Origin of the sequence: Streptomyces sp. NPDC020845 (genome assembly GCF_044334165.1) — a bacterium.
Classification (GTDB): domain Bacteria; phylum Actinomycetota; class Actinomycetes; order Streptomycetales; family Streptomycetaceae; genus Streptomyces.
This window is the reverse complement of record NZ_JBIRSJ010000015.1, coordinates 343,450-360,270: the sequence shown is the minus strand read 5'-3', so window position 1 is coordinate 360,270 and position 16,821 is coordinate 343,450. Positions and strand designations below refer to the sequence as shown.

Annotated in this window: 18 protein-coding genes and 1 tRNA gene; 6 read left to right on the top strand and 13 right to left on the bottom strand. The window is 68.5% G+C overall.

All coding sequences use genetic code 11. The features are described 5' to 3' along the window. Positions 1–261: 261 nt before the first annotated feature. The 3 genes from ACH4U7_RS37260 to ACH4U7_RS37250 all read right to left on the bottom strand — a co-directional run bounded on the left by ACH4U7_RS37260 (position 262) and on the right by ACH4U7_RS37250 (position 2,131). On the bottom strand, positions 262–1,044 hold the full coding sequence (locus ACH4U7_RS37260) for a tyrosine-type recombinase/integrase (RefSeq protein WP_398532190.1): 783 nt from the start codon (positions 1,042–1,044) through the stop codon (positions 262–264). Between the two features lie 7 nt (positions 1,045–1,051). Next, entirely contained in the window at positions 1,052–1,531 is a 480-nt protein-coding gene (locus ACH4U7_RS37255) for an N-terminal phage integrase SAM-like domain-containing protein (protein WP_398532189.1), read from the bottom strand. 177 nt (positions 1,532–1,708) lie between these two features. Next, a complete protein-coding gene (locus ACH4U7_RS37250; RefSeq protein ID WP_398532188.1) occupies positions 1,709–2,131 on the bottom strand; it encodes a replication initiator in 423 nt (140 codons plus the stop codon). Between ACH4U7_RS37250 and ACH4U7_RS37245 the strand changes: the two genes are divergently transcribed. Further along, positions 2,067–2,657, top strand: a complete 591-nt coding sequence (locus ACH4U7_RS37245) for a hypothetical protein (protein WP_398532201.1) — start codon at positions 2,067–2,069, stop codon at positions 2,655–2,657. The genes ACH4U7_RS37250 and ACH4U7_RS37245 overlap by 65 nt on opposite strands. Before the next feature lie 30 nt (positions 2,658–2,687). On the opposite strand, the gene ACH4U7_RS37240 is transcribed toward ACH4U7_RS37245, so the two are convergent. The 5 genes from ACH4U7_RS37240 to ACH4U7_RS37220 form a co-directional block, all read right to left on the bottom strand. Further along, entirely contained in the window at positions 2,688–3,149 is a 462-nt protein-coding gene (locus ACH4U7_RS37240) for a hypothetical protein (protein ID WP_398532187.1), read from the bottom strand. 356 nt (positions 3,150–3,505) lie between these two features. Further along, complete coding sequence (locus ACH4U7_RS37235; RefSeq protein WP_398532186.1) at positions 3,506–4,603, bottom strand: hypothetical protein; 1,098 nt, start codon at positions 4,601–4,603, stop codon at positions 3,506–3,508. A gap of 193 nt (positions 4,604–4,796) precedes the next feature. After that, on the bottom strand, positions 4,797–5,147 hold the full coding sequence (locus tag ACH4U7_RS37230) for a hypothetical protein (RefSeq protein WP_398532185.1): 351 nt from the start codon (positions 5,145–5,147) through the stop codon (positions 4,797–4,799). 199 nt (positions 5,148–5,346) lie between these two features. Further along, positions 5,347–6,840 carry an FAD-binding oxidoreductase gene (locus ACH4U7_RS37225; RefSeq protein WP_398532184.1) on the bottom strand — a complete coding sequence of 498 codons (1,494 nt, stop codon included), beginning with the start codon at positions 6,838–6,840 and terminating at the stop codon, positions 5,347–5,349. A 516-nt stretch (positions 6,841–7,356) separates the two neighbouring features. Further along, complete coding sequence (locus ACH4U7_RS37220) at positions 7,357–7,926, bottom strand: hypothetical protein (protein ID WP_398532183.1); 570 nt, start codon at positions 7,924–7,926, stop codon at positions 7,357–7,359. A gap of 212 nt (positions 7,927–8,138) precedes the next feature. Here ACH4U7_RS37220 and ACH4U7_RS37215 point away from each other — a divergent pair, with 212 nt between their 5' ends. Beyond that, positions 8,139–8,723, top strand: a complete 585-nt coding sequence (locus tag ACH4U7_RS37215) for a class I SAM-dependent methyltransferase (RefSeq protein WP_398532182.1) — start codon at positions 8,139–8,141, stop codon at positions 8,721–8,723. Here the strand turns inward: ACH4U7_RS37215 and ACH4U7_RS37210 are convergent. Continuing rightward, positions 8,667–9,308: an isochorismatase family protein gene (locus tag ACH4U7_RS37210; protein WP_398532181.1), complete on the bottom strand. Its 642-nt coding sequence runs from the start codon at positions 9,306–9,308 to the stop codon at positions 8,667–8,669. The genes ACH4U7_RS37215 and ACH4U7_RS37210 overlap by 57 nt on opposite strands. Before the next feature lie 53 nt (positions 9,309–9,361). Next, positions 9,362–9,976 (bottom strand): TetR/AcrR family transcriptional regulator, encoded by a 615-nt coding sequence (locus tag ACH4U7_RS37205; RefSeq protein WP_398532180.1) that lies wholly within the window; start codon positions 9,974–9,976, stop codon positions 9,362–9,364. A gap of 148 nt (positions 9,977–10,124) precedes the next feature. Between ACH4U7_RS37205 and ACH4U7_RS37200 the strand changes: the two genes are divergently transcribed. After that, entirely contained in the window at positions 10,125–11,093 is a 969-nt protein-coding gene (locus ACH4U7_RS37200) for a zinc-binding alcohol dehydrogenase family protein (RefSeq protein WP_398532179.1), read from the top strand. A gap of 84 nt (positions 11,094–11,177) precedes the next feature. On the opposite strand, the gene ACH4U7_RS37195 is transcribed toward ACH4U7_RS37200, so the two are convergent. Beyond that, positions 11,178–11,804, bottom strand: coding sequence for a hypothetical protein (locus ACH4U7_RS37195; protein WP_398532178.1), 627 nt, complete (start codon positions 11,802–11,804; stop codon positions 11,178–11,180). A 235-nt stretch (positions 11,805–12,039) separates the two neighbouring features. Between ACH4U7_RS37195 and ACH4U7_RS37190 the strand changes: the two genes are divergently transcribed. Next, positions 12,040–12,113: transfer RNA gene (locus tag ACH4U7_RS37190), tRNA-Met, on the top strand. Positions 12,114–12,156: 43 nt separating this feature from the next. Here the strand turns inward: ACH4U7_RS37190 and ACH4U7_RS37185 are convergent. After that, on the bottom strand, positions 12,157–12,783 hold the full coding sequence (locus ACH4U7_RS37185) for a hypothetical protein (RefSeq protein WP_398532177.1): 627 nt from the start codon (positions 12,781–12,783) through the stop codon (positions 12,157–12,159). Between the two features lie 331 nt (positions 12,784–13,114). Continuing rightward, positions 13,115–14,077, bottom strand: a complete 963-nt coding sequence (locus tag ACH4U7_RS37180; protein WP_398532176.1) for an LLM class F420-dependent oxidoreductase — start codon at positions 14,075–14,077, stop codon at positions 13,115–13,117. A 189-nt stretch (positions 14,078–14,266) separates the two neighbouring features. On the opposite strand from ACH4U7_RS37180, the gene ACH4U7_RS37175 reads away from it, so the two are divergent. Both ACH4U7_RS37175 and ACH4U7_RS37170 read left to right on the top strand, forming a co-directional pair. After that, on the top strand, positions 14,267–15,004 hold the full coding sequence (locus ACH4U7_RS37175) for a response regulator transcription factor (RefSeq protein ID WP_014177828.1): 738 nt from the start codon (positions 14,267–14,269) through the stop codon (positions 15,002–15,004). Between the two features lie 63 nt (positions 15,005–15,067). Next, positions 15,068–16,813, top strand: coding sequence for a sensor histidine kinase (locus ACH4U7_RS37170; protein WP_398532175.1), 1,746 nt, complete (start codon positions 15,068–15,070; stop codon positions 16,811–16,813). Positions 16,814–16,821: the final 8 nt, after the last annotated feature.

The window sequence follows — 16,821 nt, the reverse complement described above, 5'->3', positions numbered from 1 at the left end:
AACCTCACGAGCCATCCAACCCAGCGTCCTACGGCACGCTACGAGCGGCCAACCCGACCGCGCACCGCTACAGCCAATACAAGTCGGGAACCTCACTTCTCCTGTCAAGCCTGTGAAGCCGTCCGTGCTTGTTCCCTGGGCAATCAGCTCAACGCAGTTGTTGTAGCCCTGCGACGGGCGATCGATAACAGTTCAAGGCCCTGCCGACCAGTTCGGCAGGGCCCTAGCTATGAGTGCAACAGCAGTCATAGCGCGGTGAGATTAGAAGGTTGCCCGGCCGTTGAGGCGGCCATGATCACCTTGGCTGGCCGCGTCGCTCAGGGCGTCGCCGACGCGGTCGAAGGCGGAGCGTTGCGAGTCGAGCCGGACGAAGGTGTAGATGTCCATGGTCACGCGGATCGAGCTGTGTCCGAGGACTTCCATGATCATCCGTGCGTCGGCCCCGTTCTCGTGTAGCAGCGACGCGCAGGTGTGCCTTAGGTCGTGGAAGCGGACGCGCCGCACCCCGGCCTTGTCGCACAGGAGGGTGAAGGCGCGGTTCAGATTGCGCGGCTCGATCGGCGTTCCGTACCGGGTGGTGAAGACAAGATCGTTGCCGTCAGCCCTCCACGTGTCGCCCGCCGCGAGCCTGTCTCCGTGCTGCTGGGCCCGACGAGCCCGGAGGGCCGTCGCGCATTCAGCGGGCAGCGCTATCCGCCGGGCCGAGCGCTGAGTCTTCGGGGCGGCGATCAGCAGTTGTCCGCCCACGCGCTGGATCGTCTGGCGGATGGTGACCGAGCCGTCCGCAAGGTCCACGTCCTTCCACCGGAGGCCCAGGACTTCACCGCGCCGCAGGCCGATCCGTACGGCCAGCTCGTACGCCGTCCAGAGCCGGTCACCACGCGCGGCGGCGAGGAGCTGACGCCCTTCCTTCACCGTCAGCGGTTCTATCTCGCGCTTGGTGCCCGTGCTCAGCTCGACGTTCTTGGCGACGTTGCGCGGTAGCTCGTCCTCACGCACCGCGTGTTCCAGCGCGGCCCGCAGCAGCACCAGGAGGACGCGCACGGTCCGATCAGAGGGATACCTCGCAGCACTCGCCGAGCGCGCAGCAGCGGCGTTTCTTCTCCGGACGCGCCTTGTCCTTGCCCTGAGCGCAGCACTGGCACGTACGAGCTGTGGCGGTGAGGAAGGCACGGATGTCCCGGGCGGTGAGCCGCGTCAGCTTCTTCTTCCCGAGGCCCGGAGCGAGGTAGTTCCGTACGAGGGATTCATAGGCGGCGTAGGTGGTCGGACGGACCTTGATGCGTGCGACGTTGGTCAGCCAGTAGGTCAGGAAGTCGCACAGGCTCAACTTGCTCGTGACGATGGGGATCCCGCTTTGCGAATCCGCCTTGAGCCGGGTGAGCTTGTCGTGCACTTCATCCCACGTCTTGCCGTAGACGAAGCGCCGCTTGTACGTCCCGTCGGGAGTGAGGACGTACGCGGCTGCGTGCCAACGGCCGCCCTTCCGCTGGACGATCGTGCCTTCACCATCCACGTTCCTCTTTGCCATCAGGCGGCCTCTCGTTCGGTCTGTCGGGTGATGTAGTCGTGCAGGGCGGTTTCGGTGATGCGGCGACAGCGGCCGATGGTCATCGAGGCCAGCTCCCGCGCGAGCGGATGAGGTTGTAGACCGTCCAGCGGCTGACCTGGAGTCGAGCGGCGACCTGGTCCACGTTGAGCAAGGCCGTCACAGCCACGGGGCTCCTTCTGTCTTGAGGCGTTCGGCTTGGGTGAGGTCGTGGCGTACTTGGGCGGCGATGAGTTCTTCGCCGGGGCTGTAGCCGGAGGCGAGGTATTGCCAGTGGGAGAGGACGAGGGTGGTTTCCTCGCTCGTCTCGGTCCGGTCGTCCGCCGCGCGGGCTTGCTCGGCGCGCCATGCCCGACGCACGTCGCGGAGTGCGCCGAGGGTGGTGGAGTAGCGGCGGGATTTGCTGGAGAAGTGGCCCCGGAAGCCGAGCATGTGAGCCCACTTCCAGAGCTTGAGGTCGGCGAATTCGGGGAGGTGGCGACAGGCCCTGATCGACGCGAAGGTTTCCCGCGTCCTGATGGCCGTTATGGACCCCACCTCTCGCGGAGAAGGTGGCGCGGCGGTACTGGAACATGCCGGCATCGAGGTGGAGCGGGGTGTACTGGAGCAGGAAGCGTCGCTTGTTCTCGGCTCGTGGCTGCATTCGCTGCGTATAGGAAGGCCGTTCATCACCTGGGCCTACACCGTCGGTGCAAATGGCTTCGACGAGGACGGCGCGGGCATCGCCGGGCTACGCTGCACACACGATCTTGTGATCCGGCGGACCGGGGAGATCGAGGAAGGCGCGCCAGGGGGCCACGGGGCGGATGTGTTCAGCGTGCTTAGCGGACCGATCGGAGACGTCCCCAGCAAGGCTCTGGCCACCTTGGCAGAGGCAGGCGCACGCTCGGTGCTGATCGAGGGCAGCACAAACGAAGTGGCGCAGTTGCTTGCCGATGCTGTTGACCGCGTGATCATCGATGTGCCGGGAACCCCACCGTCATCGAGGCCGACCACAGCGAGTGCGACGGGGCCGGAGTTGGTCCCCAGTGGGTTCTGGCTGGTTGGTGTGCAGCCGCATGGTCCGTACGTGCGTCTCATGGCAGAGCAGGCGATTGCCGATCAGTAGCCGGGTCCGGGGCTACGAGTCGCCCGCTTGCTACTCATCCCGGCTGCGTATGGCTGCCGGACTCGGTTGGCCCTGGCTGGCTTCATGCGGGACGACGACGATTTGGTACTCGTCCTCGTAGACGATCCTTCCTGGATCTGACGATCGCATCATGCGGCACCCGATCCCATGAGCAGCAAGGATCTCCAGGTAGCCGTCTACTCGCTTGATCAGGTCCTGCGACGTGGACTTGAACCAGGCCGCTGCCCCGGGGTGAAGCTCGCGGTCGTAGACCGTCGGATCGACGGAGGAGGGGTCAGGATAGGCCACGTTGTACCAGTCATTGTTGGCCCGTCTGAAGCGCTCCTGCTCATCGGTCAGCTTCCCGTCCCGCGCCAGCCCGTTGACCAGTCCGAACACTCCGGTGAAGTATCCGCGCTCATTTCGGACCGTGCTCTGGAACCGTACGTATGGCGCTTCGTCCACAAGCCCTCTTGCTTCGCCGATCTCCACGGCGAAGATGCTAGAGCTCCGGTTGACCACGTGTCCCAGGGACAGCGTAGGAGCCACGCCGATGGCTGGCGGATCTGACAGCGGACGGTGACGGCAACGCTGACGGCAACGACGGCGTACGACGCCCGCCAACGGCCCGCCGCGAGCACCAGGCCGGACCGTCGGCGAGACCCGCACCAGGCCCCTGCCCGAACCTATGGATCAAGAGGTTGCAGGTTCGAATCCTGCCGAGCGCGCCCCAGTTCAGAGGCCCCTTCCGATCATCGGAAGGGGCCTCTGACGTGTGTGCTGACATCAGTCCCGCAGAGCGGTGAGTCTGGGCTTGTGCGGGGCTGGATCAGCCCCGCACAAGTGGGTCAGGGTCGGCTCAGCAGGTTCAGGGTGTTGGTTGCGTCGTTGACGAAGTAGACCCGGTCGGGGTCTTCGGCGATCGCGAGGCCGAACAGTGCGCCCGCGCCCGGCGGGGTGCCGCTGGTGTCGAGGGTGCGGACGGCCACCTGATGGCCGCGGGGGGTGGTCTCCACGATGTTGCCGTCGCCGCCGTTGACGGTGAGGATGTTGCCCTTCGGGGTGATCGCCATTCCGAGCGGGCCGTTGAGGTGCTGGTCGGTGGTGACCACTCGGCCGGTGCCGGCGCTGGTGTGGCGGGTCAGGGCGTCCGGGATGGCGGTGATGCGGTTGTCGACGGTGTCCGCCACGTAGAGCGTGCCGTCGCGCAGGCCGACACCTGTCGGTCCGATCACGAGGGCTGCCGGGTCGGTCTTCTCGGCGAAGCCTGAACCGATCTTGGTTGTGGCGATCCGGGTCGGCGGCCGGTTGCCGTGGGTGCGCAGGGAGATCCGCAGCACGGTGCCGCGCCGCACGATGTCGCCGCCGCCGGCGACTGTGCCGTTGAGCACGTTGGTGACGAACAGATCGGTTTTCTCGCCGTGGCTCTTCGCGGTCATGTCCCAGGGACCGTTGATCCCATGGCCGCTGAAGGTCTCCCGGACCTTTCCGTGCCTGTCCAGCACGAGCAGGCACCCGGCCTGCGCCGTGTCGGATGTGCCGTCGGCTGTGGGCAGGCTGCCTACGACCACCCAGCCGCCCGGCAGGATGGACAGTGCGGTGGTCAGCCCCACGCCGCCCGGGCACGGTCCTGGGAGGTTCTCCGGGTCGATCTGGGCGAACAGTCTGGTCGTGCCTTTGGGGCTGATCTGCACGAGAGTGGTGCCCGTGCCCTGCTGGTTCGCGGCGTTGTTGAAATTACTGACCAGTACGTTGCCGCGCCGCAGGTCACCGATGCTCTTCTTGACCAGGGCAGTGCCGTACGGGTTGAGGTCGCCGTTGGCCGGAACCGTCGAAGCGACGGTCGAGACGGTGTGCAGCGGCCCGAGGAACGGTCTTCCGTCCCTGTCCGCCGGCCAGGCGGACGCCGTCTGGCTCACCGTCATGATCGCTGTCGCTGCGGCCACGGCCACTGCCGCGAGACGCGAAGCGGAAACAAGCCTCATCAGGTCGTACCTCCTCGGCGTCCGACGTGCGGCCGTCCTGCGGCCTCACGACGGTCACAGAAAGTTGCCAGCTATTACGAAACCGGACCAAATGAGGCTGCGCACGTCAGACAGAGCCGGATGCGTGACTCGGCCATGCAGTCACCGTGAGATGTCACTGAGGCTGGACTGGCGGGCAGTAGCCGGTCTCCTCGCCGATGGAGTTGATGTCGGCGTTGGACCTGGGGTCCCCCGCGTAGTTGATCTGATCCGTGCACTTCGTGTCGGGCTTCTTGGGGGTGCCCGACGGGGTGCCTTTGGTGGGGTCCGTGGTGGAGTCCGTGGTGGAGTCCTGGGCGGGCTTGGCTGTGGACGTGGGGGACTGCGGGGCGCTCGCGGAGGCGGATGGTGAGGATGAGGTGCTGGTGTCGCCGTCCTGGCAGGCGGTGAGCCCGAACGCGGCGACGGCGATCAACATGGCGGCGGCGGCCTTGCGGGCGTGGCGGAGGGTGGTGCGGTGCGACATGCTCTTCCCCGTTTCTCGACGTGGTGCTTCAGGTGCGTGAGAACAAGGCTGTCTGCCGCCGCTGATGATCTGCCGCTGTATGACTAACGCCCCCCTAACGTCCGAGGTCAGACCGCCTCCGAGCGCGTCCCAGCCCAGAGGCCCCTTCCGGTCATCGGAAGGGGCCTCTGGGCTGGGTGAAGTCGCGGCAGAATGTCGGTCAGCGTGACGCGGGCGGGATGCTCTGCTCGTATTGGAAGACGTTGTGCGGGTCGTACTTCGCCTTGATCTTGCGCAGTCGGTCGAAGTTGGATCCCCAGTAGGCGGTTTCCCAATCCTGCATTCCGATGTTCGGCACGTTGACGTAGGCGCCGTTCACGTAGGGCCGCAGCGCCTGGCTGAACTCGGCGATCCATGCCTGGGCCACCGGGGTGAGCTTGTCGCCGCTGCCCGGCTCTCCACGAGTTCCCCAGCCCGCACCGGGCTCGGAATAGAAAAGTGCGTTGCGGTGCGGGAACGCCGTGCCGCCACGGGGCTCTTTCTTCACCGCTCCGCCGAATGCCTGGGTGAAGAAGTTGCTGTCATCCGTGGGGGCGTCGCGCATGAATGAGCAAATCAGGCTGATCGCCTTCTTCGGGAACGGCTCGGTGGTGAACTGCGAGAAGAACTTCCAGTTGGCGGGCTCGTCCTCGGTCGGAATCTGGAATCCCGCATATACGTCACCCCAGTTACCGACCTGCACCGAGACCTCGGGCTTGCCGATCTTCAGGATCGGAGCCAGCAGCTCCTTCGCCTTTGCCGCCGAACCGTCCGCGAGAACCCCGAACAGCAGGATCTGGTTCCTGTGGATCTCGAGCTGGGTTCCGAGGCGGTTGTCGGCGCTCGGTCCCGTACGCTGCCATGCGTCGAAGACCCTCTGCAGGTCCTTGAGGCCGTCCCATGTTGCCGTCACATAAGCGACGCTCTTCAGCGTAGCCACCTTATAGGTGAGTGAGGTGACGATCCCGAAGTTGCCGTTTCCCGCCCCGCGGAGTGCCCAGAGGAGATCCGAGTGGTTGTGCAAGTCCGCGTGGATCACCTTGGCGCACTCGGAACCCGACGGGACAACGATCTCAGCCCCCATCAGGCTGTCACAGGCCATGCCGAGATAGCGGGTGAGGAAGCCGAAGCCGCCGCCGAGCGTCGCGCCGGCCAGGCCCACGCTGCCCTCCGTTCCGGTCGTTACGGCGAGGTCCTTCTTCGCGAGCGTGGTCACCGCTTCCAACTGGTTGAGCCCGGCGCCGACGGTCGCGGTACAAGAACCGGTATCGATGTGGGTCGACTTCAACTCGCTGACGTCGATCACGATGCCGTTGTCCACATTCGACCAGCCCTCAAGGCTGTGGCCGCCGCTCCGCACCCGCAGCGCGACGTCGTGCTGGCGCGCCCATGTGAGGGCGTTGACCACGTCCTGGGTGTTCTGGGCGTAGACGATGACCAGCGGATAGTGAACGAAGAGCTCGTCCCAGCCGAGGCTCGCATCGGCGTACCCGGGGTCGTTGGGGCGGACGATGCGGCCGGTGAGTTTAGCGGGCTTGCATTTCGTGCCTGTGATTCCTTTGGCTGCGGCGCTCGCGCTCGGGGCTTCTGCGGTCGTAATGCCTGGAAGAACGACAGCGCCGACGCCAGCGGCCGCCGTCGCCTTGAGAAGTCCGCGACGAGGAAAATCCTGCACAGTCCGTGTCCTCCCGACCCGGGGCACGCCAGCATTCAGCCAAGGCAAATCTTGTCTGCCATCTGGCGCATTCAATCATTTATGGGCGATCTCTGGGAGCCGCAGAGTAACAGGAGGGTGACCTTGGCGGCGTTGCCCGACACGCTAATCGAGTGCAATGGCGATTTACTGAAAGAGGATAGGTGCGAGTGGGCATGAATTAGCCCAGCCGGGTGGATCGGGGCGACAGGGGGCGGCGCATGGGAAGTGTCTTGAAAGGGGTTTCGGGGGTCCGCCGGGGGGAATTGAGCGATGCACAGCAGAGGCCCGCCGTCGGTATTCCGTCGTTGCTCTCACGGATTGCGTACGGAGGTGAAGACACCGCCCGTCTCGCGATCGACGAACTCGGTTACCTCGTCTGTGCTTTGAGGTTCGTCGTGGGTGAGGCGACGGCCGCGCCCTTCCAGGAGCTTTGAGTCGGGCGGGTGCGGACGAGGTCCGGCTCGGGGGAAAGGAACCGCCGAGCCGGACCTTGGGTCAGCGGCCTTGGCTCAGGTGGGCGGCGGGGCGTTCGGCCATGCCGCCGGCGCCGGTGCGTACGCCGCCGTGCGGGGTCCGTGTGCCGTGGCCGTCGGATTCGAACTTGCCGTCCTCCAGCTCGAAGTGCTGGGGCAGTGAGCAGCCGACCGCCGGGGTGATCAGCAGGCTGGTGGTGATGGGCGCGGGGTTGGTGCTCGCCGTTGAGAACTCGCAGATCGCGTGCGGGCCGGTGACCGGGAACCAGAACCAGCCGTCCACCTCACCGACCCGTACCTCGTCCGACAGCACGAGTTGGCCGTGCTCCCGGACGAACGCCTTCAGACGGACGGAGGCCCTTAGCGGGTCCTTGGTGGACCGGATCGCGGTCAGGGTGAACTTGATGTTCTCGTCCGCGTCCAGGACCGAGGACGCGATCTGCTTGGTCTCGGCTTCCTTTCCGCCGCCTGTCCCCCCTCCGTGGGCTCCGGCTTCGGTGGTTTGGGCAGGGGTGGCCAGCATGGCGACGGTCGCCGCGGCGGTGGCCAGGACGGCGCCGCCGCGCACGAGTGCGCTCGCGTGTATCGGCATCTTTCCTCCCTGGTGCTCATGCGTCTTTTTCGCGCATGAATGCCACCTTTTTCCTTCCACCTGACAACGGGAAAACCACCTGAATCACCCGTTTGCGCGCGGCGTCACCCGGTCGGGCCGCGCCCCAATGGGTTCCTGCTGTCGGGGGTGGGGATGGAGGTGTGGGTGAGCCGTTTCGGTTCCCAGGGGCGTCTGATGAGGGAGTGAGCCGTATGAATGTGAACTACAACGACCACTACCACCCGCTGCTGCTGAAACAAGTGCCCAGTGGGGCGCGGGCGGCGCTGGATGTCGGGTGTGGGACGGGGCGGTTCGCGCGGTCGCTCGCAAAGAGGGGGCTGGACGTCGAGGGGGTGGACGCCGACGCACATGTCGTCGAGGCGGCGCGGGCGGCCGGGGGTGGGCCGTGGTATCGGCAGGTCGATGTGCGCGAGGCGCAATTACCCGAGGCGCGTTACGACTTCATCTCGTGCATCGCCAGCCTCCACCACATGCCGTTCGACTCCGTGCTGACGTTACGGAAGGCCCTTGCGCCCGGGGGTGTGCTGGCGGTGCTGGGGCTCTATCCGATCAGGTCGGCGGCCGACGCCGTATGGGCCTTTCCCGCGATGTCCATCCTCAAGGTGAACCGACTCCTCGACAGGCGCCACCCCGCCCCGTCCGTGCAGATCCCGATGGTCTGGCCGCCCCCGCTGACGTACGCCGAGACCCGCCGCGAATCCGCCCGCCTGCTGCCGGGTTCAACGCTGCGCCGGCTGCTGTTCTGGCGGTATCTGCTGGTGTATCGGGCTCAGTGAGGCCGCGCGCTCGCGCGCGGGGCGCTCGAACGCGACGTCGGCGGCGTGCGGGACGATCTCGACCTCGTCGCCCAAGGCCCATTCGGCGACCCGCGACACCATCGCGGCCGGAACCACATCGCTGATGCCCGCCGCCGCCGGGATGTCGTACGTCGCATGGGCGTCGTGCGGGAGGACCACGCGGTATCCCAGCGCCAGCGCCGTACGCGCGGTCGCGCTGACGCACATCTCCGACATCACCCCGCATACGGCCAGGGCTTGTATCCCCATGCCGATGAGCAGTTCGCCGAGGTGTGTGTCCTCGAAGCCGTCGTCCTCCGACTTGCGGATCACGACTTCCCGTTGGTTCTCGCGGACCGGCAGATACAGCTCCCAGCCCGGTGCCATCGGCTCGTCGGCCGCGCCTGCCGGTCCGTCGTTCTGAAGGTGGACGACGAGCGCGCCCGCCGTACGCGCCCTGGCTGTCAGGTCCTCGATGCGCCCAAGCACCCGCGGCGCGTCAGGCACCGCGGCCGGGCCTGAGACGAAGGCCGATTGGACATCTACGACGATCAGGGCCTGGGTGGGCGGCGCTAGGGCGGTCATGCGGGGATTATCCCGGGGGATGGGGGGATTAGCGGATCGGCGTGGTGCGCGGGTCAAGGGCGTGGCGCGGCGTCCAGGGCGGCCGTGGCCAAGGTGTGGAGGCTTGCGGTGAGGCGGTGGCCTTCGCCCCGGCGCAGGAGGGCCAGGATCGGGTCGCTGTGCAGGGCGCTCAGGAGGATGTGGGCCAGGAGTTCGGCGTCCAGGTCGGGGCGTTCCTCGGCGATGAGGGTGCTGATGTGGCGGTGCCAGGCGGTGTAGACGGGGTGCGCGTCCTGGGCGGCCGGGGAGTCCTCGGCGGGCTTGGGTGCGGTGGTCATGGCGTGGTCGAGCGCGGCGATGAGGCCCTTGTTACGGGTGACGACGTCGACCATGGCGTCGAGGAAGGCCAGCAGGCGCTCGCGCGGGGGCGCGCCCGGGCCCAGGGGCGGCGGGCCTGTGGCGACGGACTCGCCGAGGGTGAGGGCGCGTTCCTCCATGAGGGCGCGCATGAGGCCCATGCGGTTGCCGAATCGGTGGAACACGGTGCCTTTGCCGACGCCCGCCGCGGCGGCCACCTGCTCCATGGAGATCTGCTCGGGCCGGTACCGGTCCAGCAGCTCTTCGGTCGCGCACAGGATGGCCCGCCGGTTCCGTGCGGCGTCGGCGCGTTCACGACGGCCCCCGGTCATTGAGTCCTCTCCTCTCGCACGGCCGTGTTTCCGGCCTGTCCCGCATGGTGTCACGGGTCCCGCGTGGACAACTGGACCGATGGTCCAGTACGGTCGCGACGCTGGGATAAGTTGACCAGCGGTCCAGTTCTCTGGGGAGGGCTTCAGCATGCGACGTGTGCGTTATTACGAGTACGGCGGTCCCGAGGTGCTGCGGATCGAGGAAGCGGACACTCCCGCTCCGGGTGAGGGGCAGGTGCTCATCCGCGCGGAGGCGATCGGTGCCAACTTCGTCGACACCAAGTTCCGGCGCGGAGGAGAGGGGATCTTCACGTGGCCGCTGCCCGGCACGGTCACCGGGGATGTGGTGGGCAGGGTCGAGGCCGTGGGGCCCGGGGTCGACGAGGGGCGGGTGGGGGAGCGGGTGGCGACGCTCGTCGAGGACGCGTTCGCGGAGCAGGTCGTCGCCGACGCGGCCTGGCTGGCCCCGGTGCCCGAGGGGCTTGATGCGGGGGCGGCCAGCATGCTGCCGATGGGGGCGCCGGTGGCCCTGCGGGTGTTGCGCCTGGGACGGCTCGCGGAGGGCGAGAGCGTGCTGGTGCACTCGGCCGCCGGCGGCATCGGCCATCTCGCCGTACAGCTCGCGCGGGTGCTGGGGGCGGGCACGGTCGTGGCCACCGTGGGCTCACCCGCCAAATTCGACTTCGTCCGGGAGCTGGGCGCCGATGTCGTCGTCGACTACACCGACGACGACTGGCCGGACCAGGTGCGGAAGGCCGTACCGGGCGGTGTGGACCTGGCCGTGGGCTCGGTCGGCGGGCCGATCCTGCATCAGACCGTCGAGCTGCTGGCCCCGTTGGGCCGGGACGTCGAATACGGGGCGGCGAGCGGGGATCTGGGGGAGGTCGGGGTCATGGCGCTGGTCGCGCTGAAGCAGGTGGCCGGGTTCTCCCTGCTGGCCTGGCGGGCGGCCCGCCCCGAACTGGCGCGTGAGGACATGGCGGAGGTGGCCGAACACTTCGCGGCGGGGCGGCTGCGCACCGTCGTACACGCCCAATTCCCGCTCGCCGAGGCGGCCGCGGCCCACCGGATGATCGAGGAGCGGGCTCAGCTCGGCCGGGTGCTGATGGTGCCTTGATACCCCTGGCGCCCGTGACGCGTGGGAGGGCTGGTTCCGGTGTCCGGAGCCGGCCCTCCCACGGGTTCGGAGTTGCTGCGCCCGTCAGTCCTCCTTCGCCCTCCAGAACACCGGCTCCTTGTCGAAGTCGCCCGTGTACGAGACGACCGACGGCGTCTCACCCGAGGGCAGCAGGAAGACCTTGCAGAGCGTGGCGGTGTCGTTCGCGTTGAAGTCGTCCGGGTCCTCGCCGGGGCACTTGGTGACGTCGCCGTCCAGGGTGACGAGGGACTTCCCGTCCTCGCCGCGGCTGTCACGCAGGTTGGTGGGGCTGATCAGGAAGGGGTAGTGGATCGAGTCCTTGCCGATGTTCTTGAAGCTCATCGTCACGTAGTACGGCTGCAGCTCCCGCTCCTCGGCCTTGAGGGCGACCTTGTCCAGGTCGGACTGGGCGCCCTTCACCACGCTCTTCGCCGTGATCCTCAAGGTGCCCGTCTTGTCCGAGCGCTTGTACGTGATGGGGGTGGACTCCCCGAGGGCGAGGGTCTTGCCCGCGTCGGAGTCGAGCGCCTTGCTGGCGGAGGCGGATGGCTTCGCCGGGGCCTTGGAGGGTGTTTCGGTGCTGCCGCCGTCCTGGGCGAGGTTGTCGTTGCAGCCGGTCGCGACGAGAGCGAAGCCGGCCGCACACAGAGCGGCGACGGCGGTGCGGTTACGCGTGGATCGGATACGCATAAATCGGTCCCCGTTGAGTTGAAATCGTCTGAGTTCGTCTGAGCTGATGTCGTCGTGGCGGGCCGGATGCGCCGGGCCCTCGGTGTGCCGTGCACACATCATGACCGTGACAAAGCACCAGGCCAGAGGTGATGATCCACTCGAAGCGAGGCTGAGACCACGTCGTTGCAAAGTAACCGGGGGAGGTAATGGATTTCCCTGGCCGCTCGGAATGACGTAGAGTTACACCTACCGACGCGGGGTGGAGCAGCTCGGTAGCTCGCTGGGCTCATAACCCAGAGGTCGCAGGTTCAAATCCTGTCCCCGCTACTCATACGAGGGCCCGGCACATCAGTGCCGGGCCCTCGGCCGTTCACGACCGAGCGGATGACCGCGGGACCTTCCAGGACGCCGGCCTCTCGGTGCCGTCCCCCGTGGCGTACGTGACGGTGGCCGGGGTGGCGCCCTTGGGCAGCAGGAAGACCTTGCACAGGGTCGCGGTGTCGCCCGTCCCGAAGTCGTCGGGGTCCTTGCCGGAGCACCGCCTCACGCCGTCGTCCTCGGTGATCAGGACCTCCTGGGACGCGCCGCCGCTGTCCTCCAGGCTGGTGGGGGTGTTCAGGAAGGGGTAGTGGATGGAGGCGTCGCCGATGTTCTTGAAGGTCATGGTCACGTAGTACGGCTGGAGTTGCCGCTCCGCGCCCTGGAGCGAAGCCTTGGGCAGATCCGCCCGGGAGCCCTTCACCACGCTTTCCGCCGCGACCTTCAGGGTGCCCCGGACGTTGTCCGAGCCGCCCTTGTACGTGATCGCGGTGGCCCTGCCGAGCGCGAGGGCCCTGCCGCTGTCGCCGTTCAGCGCCCCGTCCGCCGAGGCCGCGGGTCCCGGCCCGCGGCCGGCCTCCCCGGAGGCATCGTCGTCCTCGCAGCCGATGGCGAGGAGGGCGAGGCCGGCCGCGCAGGCGAGGGCGGCGAGGCGGGGTAGGGCGGAGCGGTTGAGCACGTGGACGGTCCCTTTGCGGTGGTCGATTGCCGGCCGCGGTTCGTCGTCGAGAAGAACGCGGTGATCTTGTATTGCAGATCATCATGGTCGCGACAAAAGACGTCTTGGGTGCCGATACCAACCCGCAGCAAGCCTGAGACGGGGCCGTGACGCGCCGCCCGGTGCCCGGCCTTGGGAGCGGTGAAGTCGCAGGTCGGGGCGATTGTCAGTGGCGGGTGCGATGCTGCTTGCACAGTGGTCGTCACTGACCCGGCGGCGGGGGGGGCGGGCCCGACGGGGGTGGGCCCGCCCCCGCCGTGAAACCCGACCGTGTGCCCGGCCGGGGCGGGCTTCAGCCGCCGTGGCCGAGCGGCAGGGCCTCGGCCAGGGTGCGCCACTCGGCCAGTGGGATGTTGTTCAGAGGGTCGTCGGTCACGACCTGGACCGCCAGGTGGTCGGCGCCCGCCGCCAGGTACTCGTCGACGCGGCGGCGGATCGTCTCGGCGTCGCCCAGGGCGAAGACGGACGAGACGAGGTGGTCGCTTCCGCCGTCGCGGAAGTCGTCCTCGGTGAAGCCCAAGCGAAGGAGGTTATTGGTGTAGTTGGGCATCGGGAGGTAGTGGGAGAGATACGCACGGGCGGTGGCGCGGGCGCGGTCGAGGTCCGGTTCGAGGACGACCTTGAGATCCGGGGCGAGGAGGGGGCCGTCGCCCAGGATTTCGCGGGCCTCGGCGGTGAACTCGGGTGTGACCAGGTACGGATGGGCGCCGGCCGCGCGGTCGCGGGACAGCCTCAGCATCTTCGGGCCGAGGGCGGCCAGCACCCGTCGGGAGGCGGGGACCGGGATCGGCGCGGCGTCGAGGGCGTCCAGGTACTCCCGCATCGCCGTGTACGGGCGGGCGTACTGCTTGACCATGTGACCGTGGCTCACCCCGAGGCCGAGCAGGAAGCGGCCGCCGTGAGCCGCGTCGAGGGCGGCGTGGCGCTCGGCCACATAGGCCGCCTCGTGGCCCCAGATGCTGAGGATGCCGGTCGCGACCGTGGTCCGGGAGGTCGCCTCCAGGAGGAAGGCGGCCTGGTCGGGCGAGGGGCTGCCGCCGAGCCACAGCGCTCCGTACCCCAGCTCGTCCACCTCGGCCGCGGCGTCCCTGATCGCGCCGTGGTCGGCGGGGTCGGTGGTGCGGAGGGCGCCGGTCCAGATGCCCGTCCTGCCCAGTGTGGTGGCGAGCGTCCTGCCGGGCGTCCCGGGCGTGGTGCTGGGCGGCGTGCTGGACGTCGTCCCGGGCGTATTGCCTTGTGCGTCGTGAGAGGCCATGGAGGCATTCAACCGGAGGTAGCATCCGGTTGTTCCTCGCCGCGCGGCCGTGCGTCGATTCGGCACGGGATTCTCACCTGGGCGGGTCTGATGCGGCTACATCGGCCGTACGGGGACCCCACAGGATTCTCAGGCTATTCACAGACAGCCGAAAGGGAGCTCTCAGGCGCCAGCCCGAAGGTGAGAACCATGAAGGCGACCTCGCCCCATGGGCGTTCCGAACTGCTCCGACCCGACGGGAGCCCCGTCCGGGTGCTGGTTGTGGACGACGAGTCGGCCCTCGCCGACCTGCTCTCGATGGCGCTGCGCTATGAGGGCTGGGAGGTGCGGACGGCCGGGAACGGCGCGGAGGCGCTGCGGATCACCCGCGAGCTGCGCCCGGACGCCGTCCTCCTGGACATCATGCTGCCCGACATGGACGGGCTCACGCTGCTGGGGCGGGTCCGCAACGAGCTTCCCGAGGTGCCGGTGCTCTTCCTGACCGCGAAGGACGCGGTCGAGGACCGGATCGCCGGGCTGACCGCGGGTGGTGACGACTACGTCACCAAGCCCTTCAGCCTGGAGGAGGTCGTCGCCCGGCTGCGCGGTCTGCTGCGCAGGTCGGGGGCCGCGGCGGCGCGCAGCGAGTCGCTGCTGACCGTCGGCGACCTGGTCCTGGACGAGGACAGCCACGAGGTCTCGCGGGCCGGTCAGGAGATCCATCTGACCGCGACCGAGTTCGAGCTGCTGCGCTATCTGATGCGCAATCCGCGCCGTGTGCTCAGCAAGGCCCAGATCCTCGACCGGGTGTGGAGCTATGACTTCGGTGGCCAGGCCAACGTCGTCGAGCTCTATATCTCCTATCTGCGCCGGAAGATCGACGCGGGGCGCAGCCCGATGATCCACACCCGGCGCGGCGCGGGGTATCTGATCAAGCCGGGCGAGTAGGCGAGCCGGATCGTGGCGTTCTCCCCTGCCGCCGGTGTGCCCGCCGTGCCTCAGCCGTCCCCTGTGTCTCAGCCGTCCCCCGCGTCTCCCTCGCCCGGCAGGCGGTCCGCGCGCCGTCGCCGCAGGCCGTGGTCGCTGCGCACCCGGCTGGTCGTCTCCGCGGTCGGGCTGATCGCCGTCGTCTGCGCCGTCATCGGCGCGGTCACCACGATCGCCCTCCACACCTATCTGTACGACCAGGTGGACAAGCAGCTCTCCGGCGTCGCCATGCGCGTAGCCGGCCCGCCCTTCGACGACATCAAGGGTCCGCGCCTCGGCGGCCAGGGGCGGGAGGACATCCGCGATGTCGTCGCCGGGCCGGGCCAGCCGATGGGGACCGTCGCCGCGGAGGTCGAGGGCGGCGTCCTGAGCGACGGCGCGATCAGCCGTCAGCACGAGTCGAGCACGGGCGAGCCCAAGATCACCGGCAGCTATCTGACGGCCGCTCAACTGAGGGCGCTGGGTGAGGTCCCGCGGGACGGGGGCGAGCACACCGTCGACATCCCCGGCAAGGGCGAGTACCGCGTCAAGTACGTCATCGGAGGCCACGGCGACTTCCTCGTCGGCATTTCGACGGCCGAGGCGCAGAACACCGTCGACACCCTCATCCTCGCCGAGATCTGCGTCACCGCCGCCGGGCTGGTCGCCGCCGGGATCGCCGGCGCCGCCATGGTCGGCATCTCGCTGCGCCCGCTGCGCCGGGTGGCGGCCACCGCCACCCGCGTCTCCGAACTTCCGCTGCACAGCGGCGAGGTGACCCTGCACGAACGGGTGCCGACGTCCGAGGCCGATCCGCGCACCGAGGTCGGCCAGGTCGGCGCGGCCCTGAACCGCATGCTCGGGCACGTCGAGTCGGCGCTCGCGGCCCGCCAGGAGAGCGAGACGCGGGTACGCCAGTTCGTCGCCGACGCCAGCCATGAGCTGCGCACCCCGCTCGCCTCGATCCGCGGCTACGCCGAGCTGACCAGACGCGGCCGCGAGGAGATCGGGCCCGACACCCGCCACGCCCTCGGCCGGGTCGAGTCCGAGGCGGCGCGGATGACCGGCCTGGTCGAGGACCTGCTGCTGCTGGCGCGCCTCGACGCGGGCCGTCCCGTCGAGCGCGCGGAGGTGGATCTGTCGCCCGTGGTCGTCGATGCGGTCAGCGATGCCCGGGCGGCCGGGCCGGACCACAAGTGGCGCCTGGAGCTGCCCGACGACCCCGCGGTCGTATACGGCGACGACGCCAGGCTGCGCCAGGTCCTGGTCAACCTGCTCGCCAACGCCCGTACGCACACTCCCCCCGGGACGATGGTCACCGCGCGCGTGCTGTGGCGCGGCCCGTACGGAGCGGGGCACGGGGCGCCGTATGCGGCGGCCGCGTACCCGGCCCCGTATTCCGCGCCCTGTGTGTCCCTGGAGATCGAGGACGACGGACCGGGCATTCCGCCGCACCTCCTCCCGCATGTCTTCGAACGCTTCGCCCGCGGCGACGCCTCGCGTTCACGCGCCGCCGGGAGTACGGGGCTCGGCCTCGCCATCGTGCATGCCGTGGTCACGGCGCACGGCGGCCAGGTGACGGTGGACAGCGTGCCGGGCCGCACCGTCTTCGGCGTCCACCTGCCCGTCGATCCGCCCGTCGGCAAGGCCGTCAACCAGGCCGTCAACCAGGCCGTCAACCAGGCCGTCAACCAGGCCGTCAACCAGTCCGGCCCCCAGTCCGGCCCCCAGCCCGTTCACCACTCCGTAACCCACTCACAGCCACGGCACAGGCTGACCACACAGCCATGACAGCGCCG